Source organism: Vibrio sp. 2304 (assembly GCF_033339475.1).
In the GTDB taxonomy this organism is placed as follows: domain Bacteria; phylum Pseudomonadota; class Gammaproteobacteria; order Enterobacterales; family Vibrionaceae; genus Vibrio; species Vibrio alginolyticus.
In genome coordinates this window covers 94,275-119,073 of the sequence record NZ_JAWOUQ010000003.1, presented here as the reverse complement: position 1 = coordinate 119,073, position 24,799 = coordinate 94,275, and the positions used below count along the sequence as shown (strand labels likewise).

General features: G+C 43.0%; 21 protein-coding genes. 17 read left to right on the top strand and 4 right to left on the bottom strand.

The window, feature by feature from the left end; translation table 11 throughout:
* Window positions 1–145 precede the first annotated feature (145 nt).
* The 7 genes from R7P64_RS07810 to tssG all read left to right on the top strand — a co-directional run bounded on the left by R7P64_RS07810 (window position 146) and on the right by tssG (window position 8,950).
* Window positions 146–2,146, top strand: a complete 2,001-nt coding sequence (locus tag R7P64_RS07810) for a serine/threonine protein kinase (RefSeq protein WP_318119094.1) — start codon at window positions 146–148, stop codon at window positions 2,144–2,146.
* Window positions 2,133–3,707, top strand: a complete 1,575-nt coding sequence (gene tssA, locus R7P64_RS07805; RefSeq protein WP_318119093.1) for a type VI secretion system protein TssA — start codon at window positions 2,133–2,135, stop codon at window positions 3,705–3,707. The genes R7P64_RS07810 and tssA overlap by 14 nt, the downstream gene beginning before the upstream one ends.
* 26 nt (window positions 3,708–3,733) lie before the next feature.
* Window positions 3,734–4,240: a type VI secretion system contractile sheath small subunit gene (tssB, locus tag R7P64_RS07800; protein WP_318119092.1), complete on the top strand. Its 507-nt coding sequence runs from the start codon at window positions 3,734–3,736 to the stop codon at window positions 4,238–4,240.
* A gap of 8 nt (window positions 4,241–4,248) precedes the next feature.
* Entirely contained in the window at window positions 4,249–5,724 is a 1,476-nt protein-coding gene (gene tssC, locus R7P64_RS07795; protein ID WP_005373378.1) for a type VI secretion system contractile sheath large subunit, read from the top strand.
* 61 nt (window positions 5,725–5,785) lie between these two features.
* Window positions 5,786–6,196, top strand: coding sequence for a type VI secretion system baseplate subunit TssE (gene tssE, locus R7P64_RS07790; protein ID WP_318119091.1), 411 nt, complete (start codon window positions 5,786–5,788; stop codon window positions 6,194–6,196).
* A gap of 10 nt (window positions 6,197–6,206) precedes the next feature.
* Window positions 6,207–7,955, top strand: a complete 1,749-nt coding sequence (gene tssF / locus R7P64_RS07785; protein ID WP_042523535.1) for a type VI secretion system baseplate subunit TssF — start codon at window positions 6,207–6,209, stop codon at window positions 7,953–7,955.
* Window positions 7,952–8,950: a type VI secretion system baseplate subunit TssG gene (gene tssG, locus R7P64_RS07780; protein ID WP_318119090.1), complete on the top strand. Its 999-nt coding sequence runs from the start codon at window positions 7,952–7,954 to the stop codon at window positions 8,948–8,950. The genes tssF and tssG overlap by 4 nt, the downstream gene beginning before the upstream one ends.
* Before the next feature lie 54 nt (window positions 8,951–9,004).
* Here tssG and R7P64_RS07775 read toward each other — a convergent pair whose 3' ends face one another.
* From R7P64_RS07775 to R7P64_RS07765, 3 genes are read right to left on the bottom strand one after another with little or no spacing between them, the layout of a single operon-like run.
* A complete protein-coding gene (locus tag R7P64_RS07775) occupies window positions 9,005–9,457 on the bottom strand; it encodes an Lrp/AsnC family transcriptional regulator (protein ID WP_005373369.1) in 453 nt (150 codons plus the stop codon).
* Between the two features lie 31 nt (window positions 9,458–9,488).
* Entirely contained in the window at window positions 9,489–12,878 is a 3,390-nt protein-coding gene (gene tssM, locus R7P64_RS07770) for a type VI secretion system membrane subunit TssM (RefSeq protein ID WP_318123342.1), read from the bottom strand.
* Window positions 12,879–12,905: 27 nt separating this feature from the next.
* Complete coding sequence (locus R7P64_RS07765) at window positions 12,906–14,219, bottom strand: type VI secretion system ImpA family N-terminal domain-containing protein (protein ID WP_213897868.1); 1,314 nt, start codon at window positions 14,217–14,219, stop codon at window positions 12,906–12,908.
* Between the two features lie 503 nt (window positions 14,220–14,722).
* Between R7P64_RS07765 and R7P64_RS07760 the strand changes: the two genes are divergently transcribed.
* The 10 genes from R7P64_RS07760 to R7P64_RS07715 all read left to right on the top strand — a co-directional run bounded on the left by R7P64_RS07760 (window position 14,723) and on the right by R7P64_RS07715 (window position 23,454).
* A complete protein-coding gene (locus R7P64_RS07760) occupies window positions 14,723–15,322 on the top strand; it encodes a hypothetical protein (RefSeq protein WP_017633753.1) in 600 nt (199 codons plus the stop codon).
* Between the two features lie 9 nt (window positions 15,323–15,331).
* Entirely contained in the window at window positions 15,332–16,825 is a 1,494-nt protein-coding gene (locus R7P64_RS07755; RefSeq protein ID WP_262658262.1) for a type VI secretion system-associated FHA domain protein, read from the top strand.
* Window positions 16,818–17,318, top strand: coding sequence for a type VI secretion system lipoprotein TssJ (tssJ, locus tag R7P64_RS07750; protein ID WP_005386118.1), 501 nt, complete (start codon window positions 16,818–16,820; stop codon window positions 17,316–17,318). The genes R7P64_RS07755 and tssJ overlap by 8 nt, the downstream gene beginning before the upstream one ends.
* A gap of 11 nt (window positions 17,319–17,329) precedes the next feature.
* Window positions 17,330–18,655: a type VI secretion system baseplate subunit TssK gene (tssK, locus tag R7P64_RS07745; RefSeq protein WP_005373357.1), complete on the top strand. Its 1,326-nt coding sequence runs from the start codon at window positions 17,330–17,332 to the stop codon at window positions 18,653–18,655.
* Window positions 18,652–19,443 carry a type IVB secretion system protein IcmH/DotU gene (gene icmH / locus R7P64_RS07740; RefSeq protein ID WP_025767903.1) on the top strand — a complete coding sequence of 264 codons (792 nt, stop codon included), beginning with the start codon at window positions 18,652–18,654 and terminating at the stop codon, window positions 19,441–19,443. The genes tssK and icmH overlap by 4 nt, the downstream gene beginning before the upstream one ends.
* A gap of 148 nt (window positions 19,444–19,591) precedes the next feature.
* Complete coding sequence (locus tag R7P64_RS07735; protein ID WP_318123340.1) at window positions 19,592–21,109, top strand: PAAR-like domain-containing protein; 1,518 nt, start codon at window positions 19,592–19,594, stop codon at window positions 21,107–21,109.
* A gap of 2 nt (window positions 21,110–21,111) precedes the next feature.
* Window positions 21,112–21,858: an AHH domain-containing protein gene (locus tag R7P64_RS07730; RefSeq protein WP_226083226.1), complete on the top strand. Its 747-nt coding sequence runs from the start codon at window positions 21,112–21,114 to the stop codon at window positions 21,856–21,858.
* Window positions 21,859–21,865: 7 nt separating this feature from the next.
* On the top strand, window positions 21,866–22,432 hold the full coding sequence (locus R7P64_RS07725) for an imm11 family protein (RefSeq protein WP_047008198.1): 567 nt from the start codon (window positions 21,866–21,868) through the stop codon (window positions 22,430–22,432).
* Between the two features lie 21 nt (window positions 22,433–22,453).
* Entirely contained in the window at window positions 22,454–22,942 is a 489-nt protein-coding gene (locus R7P64_RS07720) for a hypothetical protein (RefSeq protein WP_033906419.1), read from the top strand.
* Between the two features lie 101 nt (window positions 22,943–23,043).
* Complete coding sequence (locus tag R7P64_RS07715) at window positions 23,044–23,454, top strand: hypothetical protein (RefSeq protein WP_033906420.1); 411 nt, start codon at window positions 23,044–23,046, stop codon at window positions 23,452–23,454.
* A 114-nt stretch (window positions 23,455–23,568) separates the two neighbouring features.
* Here R7P64_RS07715 and R7P64_RS07710 read toward each other — a convergent pair whose 3' ends face one another.
* On the bottom strand, window positions 23,569–24,705 hold the full coding sequence (locus R7P64_RS07710; protein WP_176311478.1) for a multidrug effflux MFS transporter: 1,137 nt from the start codon (window positions 24,703–24,705) through the stop codon (window positions 23,569–23,571).
* Between the last annotated feature and the right edge of the window lie 94 nt (window positions 24,706–24,799).

The following is a 24,799-nucleotide window of genomic DNA, read 5'->3' as shown; positions in this document are numbered from 1 at the left end:
AGCGTAAGTAAAAAGGTCTAATAAGTTAGTAATAATGACTAAAATAATAGGCTTACTGTTTGTTTTAAATACCAACCTTGATACAAGTACGTTCAAGAAAATATTATTCAACTCTAATAATATTTATTCTATGAAAGAGTACTAAGTGTCTAATAATCAGAGTACAGCCAAAGGATATATCGATCAGTTGGTTGTTAAAGCTATTGAGAAAAAGAAACTGAATGAGCAAAGGCTAGCAGAAAAAAATAAGCCGAAGCTTGAGTACGTGCTTTTTTCACAGTTTGATGTATTAGACAAGCTTCCTTCTAAAAATGGTAAGACAACGGTTTACCATCTTGCAAAAAAAGGGCAGCCAGAGAAGCAAATCTGTTGCAAAGTTATCAATGATGACTCGCCAGAATTTGCGAGCAAAATGTTGATTAACGAAGCGAGCAGGCTGGAGCTTTCTCAACACCCTAGTGTTGCTAACTTTGTAAAAATCGGCAACGAATTCGAACGCCCATATTTGATGTACGAGTGGATCCAAGGTGAATCACTGGCAGAAAAAATGGAGCGTCATTCTTCTAAAGGCTTCCGCCACGACCACATCGCTTGGTTGGTGTATCAACTCGCTGGCGCTCTAGAGTTTATGCATACAAGAGGTATCTGCCATCTTGATATTAAACCATCTAACGTATTAGTGAGTGAAGGCGATTACGTTAAGCTCATTGATTTCGGCGCTGCTCGTTACATTGGAGAGACAGAACCTTACGCAGAAGCAAGCTTGAGCTACGCTTCCCCTCTTTATATAGAAACTGGCATCGCGGAACCGCAAGATGATGTTTACTCTCTCGCTTTGCTCGCTGGACATCTATTTTTAGGCTCAATATTTGGTGATGCTTGGAATAAGCAGTTAAAAGACCGAAAGCGTCCGGCTTTGATCCCGGCTCATATTTGGAAATTGCTGAAAGAAGTCATCAACAAACCAAGAGGGCATGGCTATACCGCTATTTCTTTTGCTCAACAGTTAGCGCGAATCGATACGCAATCAATTAGCTCAAATTCTAACGCACCAATTTTCAGTAGCTTGCGTAACGCAGACTTGCTGCTTACACACTGTAAGCCAAATGATAAAACGGCGTATGGTCGCTTTAAAATATTAGAGGCGAGCTTAGTGTTGAGTGTGCTGGCAACAGCAGGAAGTTATTTATATCAACAGAATAAAGATCAATTGGATGCCATTTTTTCCCGAGGTGTCGCTCCTGTAACTCACGTTATTACGCCCTCTGAAACGGCTTCTTTTTTAGCTCAGCCTCCATGGGAAATCAAAGAAGAGTTGTCTCAAGCTACTCAGAGTATTGATATGACAGAAGCTTATCGAACAGCATATCAAGCTCAGCAGTTAAGCCTCTCGAATTTATATGAAGAAAAGCAGGCTCAGTTAACGTCGTATCAATCGTTAGCGGATGGCTTACCAATGGCATTAGTCGAATTACGTAAGGAGCTTGTCACCTTGCGAGAAACCCTTGTTCGTGACGGTGCTCTGTTTCCATATGCGGATGAGGCGTTGACTAAAGTGATGTCTGGGTTAAATGTCGCTTCTATCGATTCCATGAAAGTATCTGCCATAGTTGGCAGTCGAGATAAGCAGATTGCTCGCTTAATTTTAGATGGTGAAGCTAAGCTCGCAGAAAATGAAATGAAAGAGGCATGGTTATTAAACCAGTCACAAGCCTATTTCTACAACCAAATCTTACCAAAGGCTGTGATGGAAAATATTAATGACTCCATCGATAAACATGCAGAGGCCCACTTTTACACTAAAGCAATTGAAGAAGCTGAATTAGCCAAAGTCTACTTCGGTAATACGCCAGAACTAGACAAAAAAATAAAGGATTTAATCGTCGCAAGAAGCGAATTTATTTTGTTTAGCACCGTGATGGAGCAATCCGTTTACGACAAACAAAAGCTACATGAATCCCTTGCCGATTTAGAACGGAATGCACCAAGTAAATTTACAGAAATCACGAAAATTCTAGATAGCATGGCGTCGGATGCGATTGAGCAGAGCCATCGATTATCTAAGCCAGCAAATGGCGCAATTGCGGTAGCACGTGCGTTGAGAGATTACTTGACTGAAGGAGACGTGAATTTTGTCCAACATTGATATCGATCGTCTGCTTAATCCTATTTCTGATGAATCTCCAGTGGGTAACGATGCCCGTTACGAGTTTTGCTATGAAATGATGGAATCCGAAGTGAAGAAATTCGGTTCCTTGTTTGGCGAAACAGTAGATTGGAGCGTAGTAAAAACGCACGCGACTGAAGTTCTAGAGCACCACAGTAAAGACTTAAAAGCCATTTGTTACCTCGTTCGCGCGCTAACAGAAGAGTTTGGTCTGCAAGGCTTTGAACAAGGTCTAAAGCTGCTTAGTGAGGCGTTAAGTCGCTTTGGCGTTGAATTGTATCCTTCCCGAAAGCGGGGTCGAGATGGCGCGGTCGAATGGCTGAACCATCAGTTTAAACTGGTCAGCAGCAAGTTAGCGGAAAGCGCTCAGTCATGGGATTTGGTATCAAACTGCATTTCGACTATTGAAGAAGTGCAGCGTCAATACGACGAGGTTTATCAAGACTCAGAAGCGGATTTCTTTGAGATTCGCACTCAACTCAATGTTTTATCTCAACAAGCGGCGGCTGATGAGCAGAGCGATGAAGCAGTCGTTAACGTCGAACAAGCGGCGCCTGCACCAGCTACGCAGCCTGCCGCCGCAGAAACGCCAGCACAGAGCGAAGTGCAAACCGCTCCAACGAAGACGGTTACGCCGGCCCCTAAACCTGCACCAGTTAAGAAAGCGGTGGCAAAAGAAGTGGATGTCGATACGGACTTCTCTTCGCCGACAGCTTCTAAGCGCACCTTGAAGAAGGTTGCAGAAGTCATGCTTCATGCGAACCCAAGTGATCCGCTGGCTTACCGGATTTATCGTCATCTGACTTGGGATGACATTGATGGTCTACCCGACCACCAAAACAATCAAACGCCTTTGAGCTTGGCAGTGTCGTCCGATCAACAAGCGGAATACCGAGATAAAGCTGACCAAGAAAGCGACATCGACACCATTAAGCGTTTGGAGCGCACATTAACGGATGCGCCGTTTTGGCTGACAGGCCATTACTTCGTGTATTCGATGCTTAATAACTTGGGCTTTGATGATGCAGCGCTTGCTGTGAAGCAAGAAGTGACGCGTTTTGTTGAATCGCTAGAGGGCATCGAGCACCTCTCATTTAAGAATTCTATACCATTTGCAGATGAAGCGACCTTGAGCTGGTTATCGACTCAAGATACCACTTCTTCGACTTCTCAACCCGTTGTTCAAACGGTTGTGATTTCGCAGGAAGACTCGCTGCCAATGGAGGATATCACTCTAGAAAATCTAGGGGAATGTGCCGCAGAGCTTGCCCACAAACTTGAGCTGGATAGCTCGGGACGAGGGCAGTTCATGCTGTATTTACAATTGATAGCAGCTTACCAGTCTGTTGGATTATACCCGTTGTGTTTGCCGTATCTTGAGAAGGGGTGGGAAGTACAAAAAGCGTTTAATCTCGCGAGCTGGGAACCCCACTTATCGTCACAGTTAGAAGACCTAATTCGAAAAACACTCCATCGGTTATTTGGAAGCAAGGATCTTCTACCTGAGAAGTATGAAGAGTGGAAAGCAATTTACGACTAATTAAAGAGTTAGATAAGGAACGAATTATGTCACGTGACGGCTCGGTGGCTCCTAAAGAGCGAATTAATATCCGTTATGTTCCAGCAACTGGCGATACGCAAGAAGACGTAGAGCTGCCGCTAAGCATGATGGTAGTTGGCGACTTTACTGCGCGTGCAGATGAGACACCAATTGAAGAACGTACTCCAATTAACATCGACAAAGACAACTTTAACGAAGTGCTAGAGGGCATGTCTCCAAACGTTAAAGTCAATGTTGAAAACCGTCTTTCTGATGAAGATGGCGGCCAGATTGGTGTTGATCTGACGTTCCAAAACATGAAGGACTTCTCTCCTGAAGCGATCGCGAAAAGTGTACCTGAACTAAACAGCCTACTTGAGCTTCGCGAAGCTTTGGTTGCACTTAAAGGTCCTCTAGGAAACGTTCCTGCGTTCCGTAAGAAGATCGCATCGGTTCTTCAAGATGAAGAAGCGAGAAAGAAACTGTTGGATGAACTAAGCATTGGCAACGACCAAGACGCGAAAGAAGAGTAAGGGATATCATGTCTGCAGAAGCACAAGCGCCAGAACAAGAAGCAGCCTTAGTTGAATCAGGCTCACTTCTGGATAGCATTCTTAACGAAACACGTTTAAAGCCAAGTGATGAAGGTTTTGACGTTGCAAAACGCGGCGTAGAAGCATTCATCAGTGAGCTACTAAGCAGTTCGAACACAGAGAAAGTCGACCAATCTCTGGTTGATCTGATGATCTCTGAAATCGACCAAAAATTGTCTAAGCAAGTTGATGCAATTCTTCACAACGAAGAAGTTCAAGCGATTGAATCAACGTGGCGTGGCCTTAAGTACCTGGTTGATCACACTGACTTCCGCGAGAACATTCAAATTGAACTGATCTCTGCGAAGAAAGACGAAGTTCTTGATGACTTCGAAGACGCTCCAGAGGTGGTGAAGTCTGGCCTGTACAAGCAAATCTACACACGTGAATACGGCCAGTTCGGTGGTAAACCTGTTGGCGCAGTCATTTGTGATTACGCTATGTCAGCTTCGTCGCCTGACATCAAACTGATGGAATATATGGCGAACGTAGGTGCAATGTCTCACGCACCATTCATCACGTCGGCATCGGCTAAATTCTTTGGTCTAGACAGCTACGAAGAGCTGCCAAACCTAAAAGATCTTAAGTCTGTATTCGAAGGTCCACAGTACGCGAAATGGCGTGGTCTGCGTGAGCACGAAGATGCACGCTATTTAGGTCTATGTACGTCTCGCTTTATGTTACGTACGCCTTACTCTGTTGAAGATAACCCAATCAAGGCGTTTGACTACGATGAGCAAGTGACAGACAGCCATGATAACTACCTATGGGGCAACTCAGCGTACGCGATGGCGTCCAAGATCAGTGAATCATTTGCTAAGTACCGTTGGTGTCCGAACATTATTGGTCCTCAAAGCGGTGGTACTGTACAAGATCTACCGGTTTACAACTTTGAAGCTATGGGTCAAATCGAGACTAAGATCCCAACCGAGATCCTGGTTTCTGACCGTCGTGAGTATGAGCTAGCAGAAGAAGGTTTCATTGCGCTAACCATGCGTAAAGGTTCTGACAACGCGGCGTTCTTCTCTGCAAACTCTGTTCAAAAACCAAAAGTGTTTGCGAACACGCCTGAAGGCAAACAAGCCGAGATGAACTACAAGCTAGGTACTCAGCTTCCTTACATGTTCATTATCAACCGTTTAGCGCACTACATAAAAGTGCTACAGCGTGAGCAAATTGGTTCTTGGAAAGAGCGTTCTGACCTAGAAATCGAATTGAACAAGTGGATTCGTCAATACGTTTCTGACCAAGAGAACCCGCCAGCGGAAGTTCGTGGTCGCCGCCCACTTCGCGCTGCGAAGGTTGAAGTATCAGACGTAGAAGGCGATCCAGGCTGGTACAAAGTATCGATGTCTGTACGTCCTCACTTCAAGTACATGGGCGCAAGCTTCGACTTGTCTCTAGTTGGTAAGCTAGACCAATAACCCATTACTGAAACCATCAAGCAGCCAGTGAAGACTGGCTGCTTTTTTCGTAGGATCGCATATGGAAAAAGGTTACCGTCTTTTAGAGCGGATCGAGCTAGGAGAACCAAAAAACTGCTACGAGAAAGTGGTGTCTCATAAGCATTTGATTGAATCCATTCACTCGCATCTCGCTGACTTGTTGAATACGCATTCCGGCAACGCAATGATCGACAATGAGTATGGTCTGCCAGATTTTAACGACGTACTTTCTAACAACACGAACCTCGTTCGCCATATTCAAAAAAACATCACGTCAACCATAGAACGCTTTGAGCCCCGACTGCTGAATGTCGAGGTTCATTACCGTGAAGACCACCATAATCCATTACAACTCGGCTTTGGTATTCGCGGCGAAGTTTCCCATAACGGCGGTAAAGTCCCAATGTCGATCGATGTCTACCTGGGAACCGACGGCCAATTTAACGTTTAGTAGGTGCCACTTGAGTAACAGTAAATACTTTCAAGATGAACTCACGTATTTACGCGAGTCGGGTAGTGAGTTTGCCAAATATCATCCGAAGTTAACTCACTTTCTCTCTGAAGGAACTTTTGATCCAGATGTCGAACGACTGCTGGAAGGTTTTGCTTTTTTGACCGGACGCATCCGCGAAAAGATTGACGATGAACTTCCTGAGCTAACGCAATCTCTGATGACTTTGCTGTGGCCACATTACATGCGTTCGATTCCGTCTTTGTGTATTAGCGAACTAAAACCGCATACCGGAAGTGTTACTGAGAAAACCGTGGTGAAACGTGGTGCGGAAATGGCCAGCGAACAGGTAGAAGGCACGCAGTGTTTGTTCCGTACTTGTTATGACGTCAATCTATACCCAGTTACGATTACTAACATCGAACAAACTAACAGCCGCACCAGCTCGATGATTGATGTGACGTTATCGACGGAGCATGGCCTTGAGCTGTCTCGTATCGGTTTAGATACGTTGCGTTTGCACCTGCATGGTGAGATTCATATTACTCGCACTGTCTTCTTATGGCTGTTCCGTTATCTAGATTACGTCGAGTTGGATGTTGGTGGTGGCTACAAACATCGTTTAGGGCCAGAGTACGTTAAGCCAGTCGGGCATGAAGAGGACGAGGCGCTGCTGCCTTACAGCAAAAACTCCTTTGCAGGCTACCGTTTGCTGCAAGAATTCTTCTCTTTGCCAGATAAGTTCATGTTCTTCGACATTAAAGGCTTAGAGTGGCTAAAAGGCATTCCGCAACGCAGCACGGTCAAAATCAAATTCCACTTTAAGCGTGCTTTGCCTTCAGAAGTGGTACTTAAAGATAAACACTTAAGGTTGCACTGCACACCTGCCGTTAACTTGTTTGAAAAAGACGGCGACCCAATCCGTTTAGAGCATCGACGAAACGAGTACAAGGTGCGTCCACAAAGTAACACTCAGGAGCATTACGAGGTTTATTCCATTGAGCAAGTGGAGAGCTGGAGTAAAGACGAGCGTCGCCGAAAACCACTGATTGAATTTGAATCGTTTGAGCACCAAATCAACCAGCGTGATAAGCGAGAGTTCTACAAATCCAAAGTGGGCGAGCGAGTAAGCGGAAGAGGGTTAGAGCGCTATATCTCATTCCATACTCACAATGGCGACATCGCGGATTTAGGGACTGAAACAGTATTGATGAAACTGCAATGCAGTAACGCGGACTTAGCGGAGCGCCTGTCAGTAGGAGACATCACGTACGCGACGCACAAATCGCCAACGTATGCGACGTTTAAAAACATTACTAAGCCAACACAGTCAGTAAGTCCTCAGGTTAATGGTGAGCTTCAATGGCAGTTGATTGCCAACATGTCGCTCAACTACTTGTCTTTGGCCAATATCGATGTGTTGAAAGTGTTGCTCTCGACTTATGATTTCCACTCTCGAGTCGATAGACAAGCCCACCGCGCGTCGATTCATCGACTTGATGGCATTATTTCTTCAGAGATGAAACCAATCGATCGCGTATTTCGTGGTGTATCTGTGCGTGGTAACCAATTCAAGCTCGTGACGGACTCTAAGTTCTTCGTAAATGAAGGCGATATGTTCCTTATGGCCACGGTATTGAATGAATTTATCCGTTTGTATTCGAGTGTGAACTCCTTTACCGAACTAGAGGTGTTCGATGAAGCGACGGGCGAGGTTTACAACTGGGCAAGCCTAATCGGGCAGCAGACGATACTATGATTAACACACTTTCTGATAAGTCGAATGAGTTTAGTTTCTACCAAGCGGTGTTGCTGTTAGAGAAACACTACCAGCTGGAGCCAAACTCAAATTTTGTTGCCGTGGGCGAGAACAAATACTTTCACCAAGAGCGAATTGAGTTCAGCGTGTCGCCAAACCTGTGCTTTCCAAAGAGTGATATGGACTTTATTACTCATATGGAAAGAAACGGACAGCAATATTCACGTATTGAGACGAACTTTCTTGGCTTGCATGGTTCAAGCTCGCCCCTGCCTGCGTCTTACACTGAGAAACTCGTCGGTCGTGATCCCGATGATAACCCAGTGAAGGATTTCTTCGACTTTTTCCACAACCGCTATACAAGCTTACTGTATCGTGTTTGGAAGAAATACCGATATCACGTGCAGTACAAAAGCGGGGCAAGCGATGCTTTTTCTGGGCGCATACTGCATTTGGCTGGTCTTTCTAGCGTTATGCAAGATTGTGAAGTAGCGGAGTTAGATCGAGCGAAAGTTCTGTCTTACGTGAACCAGTTATCTACGCGTACACGCTCACCCAAGCTTATTTCCGGTATTGTTTCGCACTACTTTTCACTGCCGAATGTGCGAATCGAAGAATGGGTTTATAGACGCGTAGAAATCGCTGAAAGCCAGCGTAACAAACTCAATCGTTCCAATTGTGTATTGGGGCAAAGCTTACACTTGGGACAAAGCATTGCGGATTTGAACGGCAAGTTTAACTTGTGTATCGACAACATTGATTTTGAAACGTTTAAGCAGTTTTCCTACGATGGTGAGTTACATAAGACGCTGGTGGGCTTGATGCGCTTTATTCTGCGTGACCCAATGTCGTGGGACCTAAAGTTGACAGTTAACCTCGACAGTATTCCAGAAAACAAACTGGGTAGTGGAGAAGGGAACCAACTAGGTCAAACGTTCTGGCTTGGCAACCCAGGTGATAAAGACGCCAAAATTCGACTTATCGGAAGCATATAAGAAAGCCGCTCAACGAGCGGCCCTTTATGTTTTCCTCAAAGAGGTCAGAAAAGCTTAACGACTGATCGGCTGGTGCAGTACAACGGTAGTATCAAGCCTTTGAATGCCGTTAAATGATTCAATTTCATTACAAAGATGATGAATAGACTGCAGGTCGGGCGCTTCAATTAGGGCAATAATATCAAAGTTGCCACCAACAACGCTCGTTAAGCGAACCTCAGGGATTTCTTTAAGTGCATTCGTTACATCATTCTTCTTACCCTTTTCACAAGAGATCAGTAGATAACTAGCGGCTTTTCGCCCTTCATTTTCTACACGAATCTGTGCGGTATAGCCTTTGATAATACCGGTCTTTTCTAAACGATTAATTCTTTCTGCTACTGCTGTTCGAGACAAACCAATGTTTCGGGATAGATTCGCAATTGACTCTCGCCCATTCGACAAAAGACTTGAAAGTATTTTTCGATCTAATTTATCTAAACCTTGTAAAGTCATGTTTGAAATCATGTGTTCTGCCTATTTTGTTTTTATATTGTTATTAAATCGACTCAGGGAGCGTAAAGTTATACAGCTCAGCAAGAGTGAATGGGTTTTTCTGTGTCAACGGAGTGATGCGTAAGCTCAAGTCCCTCCCTGACACTTTTATGTCACTGACAAAGCTGCCGTTATGAGTGTTTGTCAAGGTCGAGTCACCTAGCAATCTGTATATCGCCCATTGACCACTCTTATTTAAAACGTGCTGTCTGCCTTCATCGGTTACATCCTGGAGTGTGATACTAATATTGAAGTCACCATTTTGCGGTGGCCATGCCATTTCACGAATGCGGCTTGGACCGTGGTAGTAACTTACATTGGTATCTGCAATTTTTAAGCTCGCTCTAATCGCACTAGAATCAAGATCGAGGACTCTTGCACTAAACGGAATATGAACGCGGTTAGTGCTTTTATTAATTAATGTGTCTCGAATAACGTTATAGTTACGCAGTTGCACTAACAGAGCCGGAGAGATTGGCATCGTCTCGCCATCCACCTGTTTTGGCGTCCACAAATTGGTATCGTAGAACGGTGCAAAATTTTTCTGAATAAATGTGTCTAACAAGCCACCTGAAGCAAACAGTAATTCAAAATCTTCAATTGAGATTTCCTCGGTCGCTGTTAGATCAAATGGGTATCGTCCTAGCCCTATCTCTTTAAACTTGGTGTAAATCTCGCTGTACCATTGGGTTTGAATGCCTTTAGCGGACTCTTTAATCATGACTGACCAGCTTTGTTGAACCACATCTAACAACCAGCTACGAACGGGTTCCGGTGATTTTTGGGCAATCTGTTTAAGTTTTATTAATGGGTCAGCTTCACTGCTGTTCATTCGATGCTGAGCTGCCGCTAGCGCCGCCATTTGCGGGTCAGGTGCATCAGCTATGTCTTTCATATATGTGCGAACACGGCTTAACGCAGCTACGGTCTCATCCCAAGGAGTAGGGGAGTTTGGTGTTTCACTGACCTGAAGTTGGTTTAATAAGTGAAAAGCTTGTTCAACACGTTTCATCAACAAGTAATCAGGCTTAACTACTTCCTCTACTGCGTCTGATGCGGAGTCTGCCGCTGCCACGAGTTTCGGGTCTAGCTTTGAAATCAGAGAATTTTTTTCACCAACGGGTGAAAATTGTGTGTTGGCATAGACCTGTTTCAGTACGGTTGTCATTGGTGAAGAAGGGCCCGAGATTAAGTCTATCGCGTTCGTTAGATCGCCGACATTGTCATAGTTCTGGACTTTTAGTTCACTCAGCGCATTGCGCCAATTACTGATGTAGTCGTCAGTATATTTTTTACGTACTTCCTCTTTGAAGGCTTCTTGTTCTTCACTAGTAGGAATAACGTGTTGTGACAGACCTAAAACCCAGTTGTCACTGATGACTTGTTGTGACATTAGGTCCACGCGTGGTCGATAAAAAGTGCTAAAGCCAGTGGAGGTATAGATCTTATCTACGATCAAGCGTTCACTATCTATTGGTGTGTTGAATACATTGCTAAACTCAAAACCCACAGCTCGTTGCAGATCTAGGGTTCCTAAATCAATCGAATTTGCTTCGTTTAAAATGCCTGCATAAACGAGATCAACATTCGAATTTGCTAGCAATGAGCGACGTGTTGCGCGAACAAGATCCATATTGATATCAATTGGATCAAACTGCGTGCGAAAGTAAGCGTCCAAATAGCGCATCGCCTGATTGACGACGTCACTTTGGTTGCTTAAATCGTTCATCATTTGGAGAGTTTGATGACGCAAAAAACGGATATCACGCTTTGTTGGATCGTTTAGCATTAGATACCCCTTCAATAGAGGTAAAGCGCGTGTAAAAGTGTTTTGATTTTGTGTCAGTTGTAGACGGTAACCTTTCTCAATGAGAGGTATCAACTGTTGAGCAACGTCCTTAAGTAATGCTTCGTAAGCGATGCGAGTGCTTTGATCCAAACGGCTAATGTTGAGTGGTAATATCTCTTCATCCAAAGCCTTAGAACCTTTAAGCCACGCCCCATAAGAAGGCTCTATTGCTTTCGTCGCCTTCGCTAAAAGCTCATCGAATCTTGCATCTTGCTCCACTTGTGATTTGTCATCGATACTCAAGAGTTGATTCATCACATGTAAGTTACTGTCTAATGTCGTGAAAAAGAAGTAACTGCCCCCAGTAAGCAGGATAATAGAGCCGAGTATTGCCAAACGGCTTTGTCTCTGAATTAGACGAAGATACGTCTTGTTTTCGCCCGCAAAGTCGCTTTCCGGCAATATTTGTGAATCAATCAGAAAGCGAGAGAAATAAGGCGTTTCTGTTAACTGAGTATGCTCTGACGCGATAATAGGTAAGTTGAAGTAATTACTACAACTTTTTGCAAGTAAATTGTACTTGCGACCGCCTTGCAGACTCGAACTAAAGAAAATCTCACGGATGTCTAGTGAATAGACACCGTTGTTAACATCACATAGACGCTCAAGCACATAGCTGACTTCAGACTGACATAGCTCAAACTGCTTAGGGAAAGCGAGTATTGCTTGTTTCTCATCAATGTCCGTTGAATTAGCGGATGCATCTAGCGCATTACTTTCAAGCACTCTCACTAGATTTCGATAGCTATCGCGGTAGTACTCTGCAAATACACCTTTGGCTTCTTTTAGTGGGATAGAGAGGAACTCAACACGTGTCTTGAGAGAGCTAAAGTGCATGTATTCTTTAAAGCCATCTAACTTGTCTAGCTTTGACATAATCAAATAGATTGGCAATGCTGAAGACGTTTTAGAGTTGATGGTACTCAAGCGCGCCAATAACGACGAAATGGTGTACTCTTTTTGTTCTGGTTCAGAGACGATCATGAACTCGAAATCGGTGAAGAATAGACACCCAGAAAATGGCTTTCTAGGTCGATGATGAATAACTTCTTCAATGAACGTATTCCATAAAGAAGCATCACTGCTTGATACTTCCTGGAACACTAAGCGTTGGTCTGGTTTGATGTATACAGCGCTGTCAGATTCGTACCATTCAAAAAAGTCATTCTTAGCGGTTCTAGTGCGATCCATCGGTTTAATTGCACTAGAATTAAATAAAAATTGACGTCGCCCTGACCCTTTATTACCAAGCATCAGGTAAATTGGTTTCTTGCCTGAGTTAGCAAGAAGAGGCTGGATAACCATAGAAAGTGCTTCTTCCTCGGTTTCCAAATGTTGAGCTTTAGCGTTGTTCTTTTTCTTCAACCATAATGTGAATTGAAAAGTGACGTAAACAATGGCGATAGCACCAAGGGTCAGCCAAAGATAAAGTTGGTCGATTTCGTCAAGAAAAAGCAGATAAATAGTGGTGATAATTGCAGCCACTAAAAACATCAATATAGTAGAAATCACCACTGGATTTCTAAACAGTTTTTGTTTGAACATAAGCCTAAAACTTCTTTAATTGTATTGTTATTTATTGTCAGTTTTTTCAGCTTGTAGCTGACTCAATTTATATAGGTAGATGTTCAGTAAAAGGGTTGCGCGGTCAATTTCCTTTTGCTGTGAATACTTTTCAGCGTATTCAATACGACCTAAAAGCGGGAATAACGAGTTACTGTATTCGTACGCCTTTTCAGAGTTCTTATCTACATTCTGTCTAGCTACGTTGGCAAACACCGTTCTTGCGTCTGAGAATCGCTTATAAACATCCATAAATTGGTCTTCTAAATGGGCGCTCTGTGTCAAAAAGTTTTGACGTAGCTGCTGTGCAGAAGACGAATCCGGATAGATTGCGATTAATTCATTGGTCAAGCTATCGAGCTCGCTGACGTTACTTACTTTTGCCGAGTCTAAAAACCAGTTATTCATCATAATATCGACACGATTAATGGTCTGCGTTTTCAATGACTGAGCATATTTTTTATTTTCGTAATCTAACGAGGCGACCAAATTTACAAGTTCATTAAGTGAAGCTTGATTAATTTTTTGCTCCAATGTTCGATAACGTTGTTGCTCGTACATGAAATGTGAACATATCGCAGTAACAATCAAACCAATAACGAAGTAGATCATAAATCGACCAGACTTTGCCGGTGATGCTTTCTCTTGGCTATTTAGGTTGGGTGATGACACCGGTGCCGGAGAGGGAGACACATTCACTTTAATTTCAGGTGCCTTCTGCGTTGCTGCAGGAGCGCTAGTGTTGGCTTGTTTTTTCTCGCGTAACTCAGCCGCAATTTGTTGTTCTTTTATCTGCTCAATCCATTGATTCAAAATACGGCGAATGCGACCTAATGACGGCGCTTCAATACCGTAATGAAGACGAAGCTCTTCCTCAATCCTCAAGCATAATTGGTGTGCTGCCTCTATCAATGGAAGCTCTTCTGGTAACGCTCGATGCTTATTAATTCGTTTTTCAGTATGCTCTACCATCCATTCAATAGCGCTCATTCGTGCCTTTGACTTTGAATGCTCTGGATACGCGTTGAACCAATATACGACACACACATCAAGTATTGAGTTTAACCCTTCAACAAGGCCTCTTAAGCCGTCGTTATAGGTTGACGCAACGGTAAAGTAACAGCAACAACGTAGGTCTTTCGCTTGGGTACTCAAGATCTTTTTTGAGAGTGTTTGAACCGTTTTCCACGAGACTCTCCCTGTGACTTTATTCAGGTTGTTTATTTGACGTTTAATTTCGTCAAAATCCTCAGAACCATTAGGATTAGAGCCGCTTGGGTTATTTTCATCGATTGGTCTTCGAGCGAAGTCGGTAAAAAACATAAGGAAAGTTCCAACTGATCATATAGAAGTATTAAGTTATATAGGGTTTCACTACTGTTATATTAAATTATAAGCAGTGCACATCTGTCGCAATTCTATAGACAAAATAAGCGGATTAGATAATAAAAATTCATTAAAAGAAATTAAATTACTTTTAGTGTGATCTTTGTTCATAATATTAATATCAATAGTTAAGTCTATTTATAAGAAGAAACTTATATATGAAGATGAGAACGTTGATTAAAAAGTAACTAAATTGTTATCGGAGATTACGTTTTGTCCAATTAGCAATCAAATTCTGTTACTTCTATTTAAATAGAAAGATTTACTGTCTCGTCACTTAATCTGTAGTCGGTTCTTTAGTTTTTGTTTGTAGGTAAAACAACCAACCTGATAGTTGAAATGTATTAAATTATAGGTGTTTTTTTAGGCTTATTGAAAAAGAGAATATAATTGATATCTTTCGCCTCTAAGTAGAATATCGGTTTTCCTAGAGGGACGAAATGCTAAAACCAAGTCAAATTGGGCTGATTTCAGCCATGTGTCTATTTTCTTCTGTTGCAATGGCAAAAGGGGAGCGATATGGACTCTCTACCAGTATGTTGACTATCGATAGCATTAAATACGATGAAGGTAAAAGTGGTGAGCAGGATACGCTTAGGTTCGGCTTGGTTCATACTCGTCCTATTGATGAAAACAATAACCGTTGGCGTTGGTGGTTAGGGCTAAACTATCTAGCAGAAGATATTGAAGCGCCAGCAAACGGCTTATATCAAGAAGCGACGAACTATGAACTTCGTGTTGTTCCTCAATATGCGTTGACTTCTTGGAGTGTTTTCACGCCATATGTTGGTGCGGGCTTGTCTGTCGGTTACTCGCAATATTCTAATCGCTGGCAAGTAGACCAAGAGGGCTATCGTTATGAGAGTGTTGAAGACATCGACCAGTTTGAGTTAGGTGCGGTTGTGACCCTTGGTACTGCTATAAAGTTAGGCAGTAATCCTGACGCCCATATACAAATTATCCCGCAGGCCTCTTATATCCTTCCGGTTGTAAATGATGGAATTGGTGGGCTTGAACTATCAGTTTCTTTGCTCTTTTGAGGTTCGTAAATGTACTCAAATCAGCTAGTTTTATTTATCTCAAAGTGTCCAGAGGAATACACCGGTACAAAGCATATTGAAATGCCTGAAAGTGGTGGTTCGATAGGTCGTTCCCCAAGCTGTAGCGTGTCTTTAGCCGATCACAACCGCTTTATATCGGGCACTCATTGTTTGCTCAGCGTGTATGGAGATACCTACTATATAAGTGACGTATCAACTAACGGCACAATGGTAAATGGGAATAAAATACTAAAAAATCAACCCGTTGCGATAGTTGATGGCGACATCATTTCTTTAGGGCAATATGAGATTGGTGTTTCTCTTGAGCACGTTACCTCAACACTAGACATCGCCGCTGATATTGCTCCTGAGCGAGTATCTAGCGATCCTCTGGTTAGTCTAGGAGATGCGGTTGTCGAAGAGGAAGAAAAAGTCGGTGCCTTAGAAGATTTGTTTATGGAGACTAAACAGGATGACATTGATTGTCATGATCCTGTTGCTCACCTTAACTTTTCGATGCAGCGAGATGACGATTACTTAATTCGTGATAATGAGCGTACAGAATCTGAACAACCTAGAACCGTGGAAAGCACGCGTCAGGTGGTCGATGACAGTTTCAGCATATATTCCGAATTCGATCAGCCAAGCCTCATCCCTGAAGACTGGATGGCTGCGGAAACCAAGAGTAACGCATCAGTCAATGATGCATTAGCGCCAGAAAGCGGTAAGGCACATAGAGCCGATATTGCCTCAGCTGAGGTGATGCAACCTGGCACGGTAGCCCCAGATAGCACGATTCAAAGACAACATCGTACGCATAATGTTACTGAGATGGTCGTAGAACAGGCTAATACAGGGTCAAAATGGGAAGAGATGACCCAATCTTTTACGCCTTCTCCTAACACTAATCAGCAACTTCAAATACCTACGGCAGAGCATGCGATAAACACTACGACGAAAGCACAAGTCGATACTGATGCGGCCGTTTGCTCTCAAGATATAGCGCAAGCGTTTTTTGATGGTTTGGGTATTCGAAATCCAGAGTTGATGACAAACGAGGCGCAGTTATTCAAGCAAATGGGCACTTGCTTGCGTTTATGTATTGATAACCTACAGAAAGAGTTGCACGAAGTGGAATCGTTAAAAGATGAGCAGAGTGCGAGTGAGGCTAACTCGAACATTGCAGAGCTAATGCTCACTTTGAATAGTCAGCAATTACTGGCTCCAAATGAACTGGTTGAACAAATGCTCGATGAGCTGAACGATCACCAAGTTATGTTTAACAAAGCACTGAATGAGCTCGTTTTAGAACAGTCAGAAACGAACGATCCCGTAGCATTTGCTAACAGGGTCGCTAGCCAGTCTTTGTTCTCAACTAAGTCAAAGCTGTGGGCCGAATACCTAGATTTCTACACTAATAATCGTCGCCTGCTTAATGAAACATCCTTAAAAGGGCTGATTAAGAAAAACTATAACAAAGTGATTAAGGGAAACCATGCGTAGTATCGCCGTATTACTCGGATTTGCCATGTTGTCCGGTTGTTCCATGTGGGATCAATTTAAAGAGTCCACGGGTATCACACCAGAAACTTCGTCGATTGAATTGGTTATTGAGGCATCACCTGTACTCAATGTGAGAAATGGGGGCCAGTCATCTCCAGTTATTCTCCGTCTTCACGAATTAAGTTCGCCAGTATTGTTCCGAAGCTTAGATTTCTTTGCCTTGTTTGAGAGCGATAAAGCGTCGTTGGGTGATGAGTACATCAAACGTTACGAATATCAAATACAGCCAGGTGGAAAAGTTCATGAAATGCTAACGCTAGACCCTGACACTCGTGCCGTCGGTTTTTCAGTGGCTTTTCGTGATATTGATGGTTCGTCATGGCGAAAAGTGGAAGTTATTGAAGAGAAGAGCGAGTACTACATCAAGCTCAAGTTAGAGGGCAGTGAGTTAATTTCTGATAACACTCGCGGCATTGAACAGGTTTACTTTTAAGGGATAGAAACATGTCTTTATACAATCCAGTTGTTTGGCAAGATGGAATGTTCATGAAGCCGCAGCATTTTCAACAACTCGATCGTTCGCAAAGTAAACTATCGAGCCTACTGAGTGCCAATGCATCGCCTTTGCATTGGGGAATTAAACGTTTAGAAATCAACTCTCAGTTACTAGCACTGGGTAAAATCGGTATTACTCGTGCTGAAGGTATTTTACAAGACCGGACACCATTTGAGCTTCCGTTGCTTGCTGAGCTGCCTGAAGTGAAAGATGTAGATCCTTCGATTGCCGATAAAGTCGTTTATTTGTGCTGTCCGTTACCATCGGAACGTTCTGAGTTATTTGGTACCAAAAAAGACGGTGCGCGCTATACGATGGAATCTCAAGAAGCGGTTGACGCTTGTTATGATTCGGAAGACATGGCAAATATCGTCGTCGGTAAGCTTAACTTTTGCTTAATGTACGATCATGAAGATAAGAGTGCTTACACGTCTATTCCGATCTTAAAGATCTCAGAAGTGAAGCCTGATGGCAGCGTGATCTTAGATGATAGTTTCATTCCTACCTGTATCGATATTCATGCGTCGACAGTACTGAGTAAATTTGCGACCGAGTTTGCTTCTATGTTGAAGCATCGCGCGGAATCGATAGTCCAGCGATTAGGGGTGGTGGATCAACAAGGCGTATCATCGGTTTCTGACTTTATGCTATTACAAGCGCTCAACCGATACGAACCCTTGTTTTGGCATTTCGCAAGCACAGAAGCTGTGCATCCTGAGTCTTTGTATCGAATTCTTCTTCAGGCAGAAGGTGAGCTTTCGACGCTGTGCTCAACGACACGCCGACCTATTGAGTTTACGAAGTACAATCATGGTGATCTTACTAGCTGTCTTTCTCGCGTCCTAGACAGTGCGAAAATGACATTGAGCGTGATGTCTGAGCAAAGAGCAATTCCACTGACCTTAAAAGATCAGAACTATGGCATCAGAACGGCAGCAATCCCTGACAATAAGATCATTGATACGACAACCTTTATCCTCGCAGTTAAAGCCGACGTGACCTTGGATGTTCTGCATACCCAGTTTGTCAGCCAAACGAAGATCGGTTCTATCGATAACATACGTGACTTGATTAACCTTCAACTGCCTGGGATTGAGATCAAACCAATGCCAGTTGTGCCACGCGCGCTGCCGTATCACGCTGGCTACACCTATTTCGAGCTCGATAAAACGGGCGAAGAGTGGATGGCATTGAAGAACACTGCTGCGATTGCGATTCACGTTGCGGGCGATTTCGCTAACTTATCATTGCAACTTTGGGCCGTTCGTCTATGAGTTACGCAGAAACCGACGTCACCGTAGTCTTATTCCAACCAGAGCCTGGCAAACCAATGGAGGTAATGCCAGCGCCTGACTTGTCGAGAAACATCGCAGTACAAGATCTATCTATCGACAACATGGGTATTAACCCGCTAGTGGACCAGTTCTCATGGTTGATCGCCAGTCTGTCTTGTATGTCTTCGATCCCTTGGCTTGATGACCCGATGCCATTTCGTGAACAAGTGGCACGTGAGATTCGAAAAGGTGAACGAAAACTTAATGAAATGGAGCTCGATCGTGCTTCGGTTCTTGTTATTCGTTACTGCTTGTGTGCAGCGATTGATGAATCTGTTTGTCGACAAGAGTGGGGGGCAAATAGTCACTGGAGCCAGAACAGCTTACTGTCTGAATTCCACAACGAAACATCTGGTGGTGACAAGTTTTTCGTTATTCTCGACCGCTTAAAAGCCGACCCTCGCAAATACCGTCACGTTATAGAGTTTCTCTATTTATTGCTTCAACTTGGTTTCCAAGGCAAGTACGGCCGTGAAGAGCGTGGCAACGAAAAGTTAGCGGAAATTGGCAGCACCATTTATCGATTAGTGCGAGATGACCGCCTAGCAGAACAAGAAAAAGTTTCTTTAATCAACCTTAAAGCTAAATATCTAAAGAAGCCGTTGAAAAGGGTAATTTCACCCAAGCTGATCTTGAGTCTTAGTGCGATGACGTTTGCGCTTATGTATGCGGCAACCTACATCGTCATAGACTTAAAATTTCAGCAACTGCTTGAAGTGTATAGATAACCAGAAATCTAAAAATGAGATCTTCTGCCAGTTTTAGGGCTTATTGTGAATATCACTGGTCTTTTAGTGAAATTCACTAGTTATTTAGAGAGATTGCAGCTTGCGATCTCTTTTATCATTCAATCAATAAAATTCAAATGGATTGGTTATGGGCGTAACAGTTGGTGCGAATGGACTTTCGATAGTTCATAAAGGCTCAGGTGGTGAAGCGAATGCAACGCTCCCAGATGTTTGTTTAACTAAGGTCGGCAAGCCAGTCGTCCCTATCCCTTATGGCAACAATGCTAAATCAGCAGACCTTGCTGGTGGGACTACGACAGTCTCTATGGATGGCGGTAACAGTGTCGCTATCAAGGGCAGTACGTTCTCAAAAAGTACCGGCGATGCGGGCGGTGACAGAAAAGGCGTTGCCTCTGGCACGATAGAAGCCGAAGCAAAATTCATTTCAGCCTCACCAACAGTCAAGTTTGAAGGCAAGGGCGTATGTCGCCTGTCCGATCAAATGACCATGAACAAAGCCAACACTATGTGTTTGGGTGGGGCACAAAACCCATCGGTTTCTGTGACTGAAGAGCAGGAAGGGACGTATACGGTTGATTTGTATCTCTCATACTCAGATGGTGAACCCGTTCAAGGCGCAACATACACTCTCACAGATCAATCTGGCGCGGTGTTTGAAGGAACACTAGACAACAACGGTAAAGCATCGGTTGGTGGCGTTGCTCCGGGGGAGTTTGCTATAGAGTACGGCGAGGACAGCCGTGATTTTATGCCAAATGTCCCAACCGAGACCAATCCCAACTTTAATCCGAGTGCGAACGCGCAGCTAATTATTGAAGAAGCTAAGCGTGGAGAAGTCGGTTTCTGGGAGAATGCGTGGAAGAGAATGTCTGGTGCTGCAAGCTGGGTTTGGGGCGTCATTATTGGTGACTTTAACGATGATGCCTCCGTAGAACAGATCATTGCCAATACGGCCCTGACCATGATCCCTGTTGTCGATCAAGCAGCAGATGTCCGCGATTTATCAGCGAACATTATGACGTTGTTGAATGAAGAAGAACGTGAAAAATCGGAAAACTGGTTGGCTCTTTCATTAACGCTTATCGGTTGTGTCCCGACATTTGGTAGTGCAGTCAAAGGCACTTGTAAAATTGCGTTAAAAGGCGGTAAAGGAACATCAAAAGATACTTTGCTTGCTGTTTTAAGAGGCATGGGTAAAGGCGATCCAGAAAAATTCCTACGCACGTTAGATTGGATGGATTATGCAAAACAGACCAGCCAGATTGTTAGCGATGTTCTAAAACCTTGCATTGAAGTGGCAACGGAGTTGGCTTCATACGCAAACAGAATGGGTGCAGATGAGCTCGGTACGTATTTCTTGAAGTTAGCGGATGAGGTAAAAATCATCGATAAGATGGTACCGGATAAGCTTAAAGAAGCGATGGGCGAGTTTGATGACCTTTTTGCTCGAATTTTAGGTAAGAGTGAGAAAACTTACCCAGCAAAAGTAAAACATAATACTGGCGAGTCTGCACAGTCAGGAAAGAGTTCTGCGAAGGCAAATGAGGATAAAGGGACTAAAACAGTTCGTTGTAGAGTGTGTAAGCGGGCAATCGCCGATAAACGACATAAGAAAAAATGTGTCCTTCCAGGAAGGAAAAAATGAGTATGAGCAATAACGGTTTTTCTCGACATGTTTCTGGTGAAGCATTACTAAAGGCCAATCATATATTAGCTGAAAAATGTGATTGTCCTCTTACTGGACATCATCTGATTAGCTTTAATTTGTTCGAAAAGCTATCAACTCAGCGAACAGAACAGATGCGAAACAAAGAATACAGTTGGAACAGTTTAGACAATATAGTAATACTTCCCAGCAGTGACAAAGGTACGGCTAAAAAGGTTGCGTGCAAGTATCGATTGCCTTGGCATTCTAGCGGTCATACGGGTAGAAATACAGTAAGTAAACTTAATCTTAAGAGTGATGAACAAGTGTACTCTAATGCAGAGCCTACCTCGATGTTAAATGGAGGGAATCCAATGAAGAGGGCTAGTATGCTGAACAAAGACAAAAATAAGATTAAAGCATATCCTTCTAAAGCCTATCATAAGTTTGTAAAGCAAGAATTGCTAGAGACGTTGGAAAAGCTACACTGTGAAATGCCACCTCCTGTATATCGAAAAGAACTGAATGATCTTTCGGAAAGAATTTGTGACATGATAAGTGAATTTACGATATTGCTTCACAATACAGGAGGTGACTTTTCTCCAAAAGGAAATGGTTGTAGAAGCTCAGATTGTCAGCAAAGAACACACAAAAATACAACTTGGCCGGAGATAGAAGAAATATGGAGTGGACTTTTTTATAAGAAAGCCCTTAAGTTCAATTATCTAAAGGTTGCTAGTAAATTATAGGTTTGAGATGGAAATAGCATACATAAATGAAGACTTTAACGAGGGTGAATCATTATTTACAGCCGTTGATAGTCGGTCGTCTTTCTATGATGATAATGATTTCACTCCCACTTCTTGTATAAGTGAGATTGTGTGGAAAGATGATGATATCTATGAAATGGAAGCGTTAGATTTAATCAGAGGCGGTGCTTTTAATGTCACTAAGCCTATTGCTGAACTAATTATGAGTTTCGACCCATACGGTGTTGAAGTTTATCCCGCAAAATTAACCTGTTCCGGAGACGGAGTGTTAACTGAGCGCTACATAATAGCAGTAGATAACTTAGTAGATGTCGTTGATTATGATAAAAGCATAAAAGTGACTGACGTAACTACTCGTTTTTACTTATCTGATGAAAAGATCAAGGAACTTCCGGATAGCAAGAGGCATGTTTTTAAACCTGTCGGAATGACAAAAACGTTCTTCTCAATCGAGTTGTTTGAAGCGCTTGTCCGTTTAGATGAGGAGGGTAAAATAAACACTAGTATCGTTGCCTTTTCATTTGATACATCCGAAGAGACGCCCCGAGTCTAGTGTAAGTAGGTAAATATAATAATGACTAACTACATAGTTTTATCTAAACAATCTTTGACTGACTTCCCATTCCAGCAAAGCCCTAAGCCAATAGTGCCAATTGAGCCTGATTTACTGCTTGAAATGACCTTTTCTCCAAAGTTATTTATCATCAGCGATATTGCGTCAAAAGTGGAGAAACTGGTCGTACACGGAGTAGAGTGGTTAGACGCTCGTGTCGATTGTTCTCCAAGCCAACCAACAGATGATCAAATTAAAGTTTACGAAGATTATCGAATGCCTTACATCCATCAAACTTATAAATTGACGGACAAAGAAAAACAATACGGCAAGTTAAACTGGTTAGACATCGAGTCAACGGAGTTTGATTTCTCTAAATTAGAAAATATTCCCTTAGAAGAACGATTAATATTTAAACTAGAAGAAGACTTTGGATTAGTTTTTATTCACCAGAGTGTGATTGACCTTCTTAAGAAAGACGTCAAAGACGTTTGGGTAAGGGATGTATAATTAATAGCGCCGAAAGGCGCTTTTTATTTTCTTTAAAATAAAGTATGGTCTCCCTCCTTTTAAAGTGGTAAGTGTTGAATAATTCAACAGTGGTTAGGTAAATGAATAAAATAACTAAACTCGCTTTGGCTTTGTCCGTATTGACATCTATTGTTGGGTGTCAACTGGTGTCAAATACGCCGATGCAATCGACAGCAACGAAGGAAATAATTGAAAAAGCAAAGGCAGAGTTTGATGGACAACGTTTTTATAAGTTGAATGAATATGATGAAGAAATCAACGTTTCAGATGACGGGGTCATTACCTTCAAGTCTTACTTACCACGCAGCGGCGGCTATGAATGGGTACCAATTGTGATACGCGATACTAGTTTTCGTGTTTCTTGCGATTATTTCAGTGAATATGTTGAAGCTGGAATGGTTGTTCAGGTTCAGTTTGTAGGTAAACGCGGGCGCATTGAAAATTACGACAAGCAACGTTGTGAAGAGTTTGGCGAGCCAACATGGCAATAAGATCTATGGATAATTAAAGCGCCGACAGGCGCTTTTTATTTACGTTTTAGTTAACCGTTAGAAAAGATGTAGACCAATCTTCGGAAGATTAGGCAAGCAATGCGTAGTATCTGGTCACAAGTTGGTATGAACTTGCCTTTTAGAAAACGCTAATAAAATCGCTAAACAGCTACATGATAATAGAACGACACCTAAGTTTTGTACTGTTCCAGCCATCGCTAATCCCGTCCCGATCATGATGTAGTACATGAGCCCAAATAAAGCGCCTGCGCTGCCAACCTGTTGTTTATAATTAACGAGTGCATCACTGAGTATGTTGGGTATCGCAATCCCATAAGACATGACGACTAACACCATTGGAGCAACAAACCAGATTGATTGGTTCAGAATCAACACACCGACTGATCCAACGCTAATCAATATTGCTGAGAACCAAAGTAGCTGGCTTTTTCGAACATTTTTGGACACTAGGGATTTGTTTAAATAACTTCCAAGCAGAGTGCCTAACCCCAGTACCATGCCACTGTATCCAAATTGTTCGGAGTTATACCCAAGTGCTGAGAAAGTAAATGCGCCAAGCTGGTAATAAGAAAATAGAGCAATGTTATACAAAGCAACCAGTAATCCTGAGCGCCAAATTCGAGTGTCTCTTAGCATTTTCAAGCTAAGTTGATGCAACCGCACTGGTGTCTGTTCCTTCTGTGTTTCAGGAAGCTTAATAACGTTATAAGCGAGTAATACTAACGCGATTAAAAACAAGGCAAAAAACACATAACGGTATCCACCGAACGCTGTAAGCTGCCCACCTAATAGCATGCCAACTACCGGGCTGATTGATATGCCCATCCCCACTAAGCTGAAGACTTTACTCAGTTCTTGGCCGTCAAACGCGTCACGAAGCATGGTCTGTGTGACAACGGATCCTACCGCGATACCAAATGCGCTTAGGGCTCGCGCGGTCATGACAACAGCAAAGCTTTCGGTTTGAGTTGCGAGTAAAGATGCGCAGCCATAGATAAAGAGCCCAATAAGCATGGTGGGCCTTCTTCCCAGTTTATCTGCGAGAACTCCCCAAACTACAACGCCAATGGCAAAAGCTAGGAAGTAAATCGACAATGTTTGGGCTGCTTGTGCGTGGTTTACATCAAATGAAAGAGCGATTGAGCTCAGCGCTGGGCTATAAATAGTTTCTACAATTTGCGGAAACATCAACATAACCAGCATGAGCCATAAAGAGGGCTTAGTATTCATATTGTTACCCATCGTTAATGAAGTTGGCGGGCAGTATAAATGAGGCTATGATTGATCTAATAACAACATAAAAACCAAATACATCAACATTCGG

Coding starts and splice junctions, on each gene's coding strand:
- tssB (WP_318119092.1), top strand. CDS start 3,734: ATGTCACGTGACGGCTCGGTGGCTCCTAAAGAGCGAATTAATATCCGT.
- tssC (WP_005373378.1), top strand. CDS start 4,249: ATGTCTGCAGAAGCACAAGCGCCAGAACAAGAAGCAGCCTTAGTTGAA.
- tssE (WP_318119091.1), top strand. CDS start 5,786: ATGGAAAAAGGTTACCGTCTTTTAGAGCGGATCGAGCTAGGAGAACCA.
- tssG (WP_318119090.1), top strand. CDS start 7,952: ATGATTAACACACTTTCTGATAAGTCGAATGAGTTTAGTTTCTACCAA.
- R7P64_RS07775 (WP_005373369.1), bottom strand. CDS start 9,457: ATGATTTCAAACATGACTTTACAAGGTTTAGATAAATTAGATCGAAAA.
- tssM (WP_318123342.1), bottom strand. CDS start 12,878: ATGTTCAAACAAAAACTGTTTAGAAATCCAGTGGTGATTTCTACTATA.
- R7P64_RS07765 (WP_213897868.1), bottom strand. CDS start 14,219: ATGTTTTTTACCGACTTCGCTCGAAGACCAATCGATGAAAATAACCCA.
- R7P64_RS07760 (WP_017633753.1), top strand. CDS start 14,723: ATGCTAAAACCAAGTCAAATTGGGCTGATTTCAGCCATGTGTCTATTT.
- R7P64_RS07755 (WP_262658262.1), top strand. CDS start 15,332: ATGTACTCAAATCAGCTAGTTTTATTTATCTCAAAGTGTCCAGAGGAA.
- tssJ (WP_005386118.1), top strand. CDS start 16,818: ATGCGTAGTATCGCCGTATTACTCGGATTTGCCATGTTGTCCGGTTGT.
- tssK (WP_005373357.1), top strand. CDS start 17,330: ATGTCTTTATACAATCCAGTTGTTTGGCAAGATGGAATGTTCATGAAG.
- icmH (WP_025767903.1), top strand. CDS start 18,652: ATGAGTTACGCAGAAACCGACGTCACCGTAGTCTTATTCCAACCAGAG.
- R7P64_RS07735 (WP_318123340.1), top strand. CDS start 19,592: ATGGGCGTAACAGTTGGTGCGAATGGACTTTCGATAGTTCATAAAGGC.
- R7P64_RS07730 (WP_226083226.1), top strand. CDS start 21,112: ATGAGCAATAACGGTTTTTCTCGACATGTTTCTGGTGAAGCATTACTA.
- R7P64_RS07725 (WP_047008198.1), top strand. CDS start 21,866: ATGGAAATAGCATACATAAATGAAGACTTTAACGAGGGTGAATCATTA.
- R7P64_RS07720 (WP_033906419.1), top strand. CDS start 22,454: ATGACTAACTACATAGTTTTATCTAAACAATCTTTGACTGACTTCCCA.
- R7P64_RS07715 (WP_033906420.1), top strand. CDS start 23,044: ATGAATAAAATAACTAAACTCGCTTTGGCTTTGTCCGTATTGACATCT.
- R7P64_RS07710 (WP_176311478.1), bottom strand. CDS start 24,705: ATGAATACTAAGCCCTCTTTATGGCTCATGCTGGTTATGTTGATGTTT.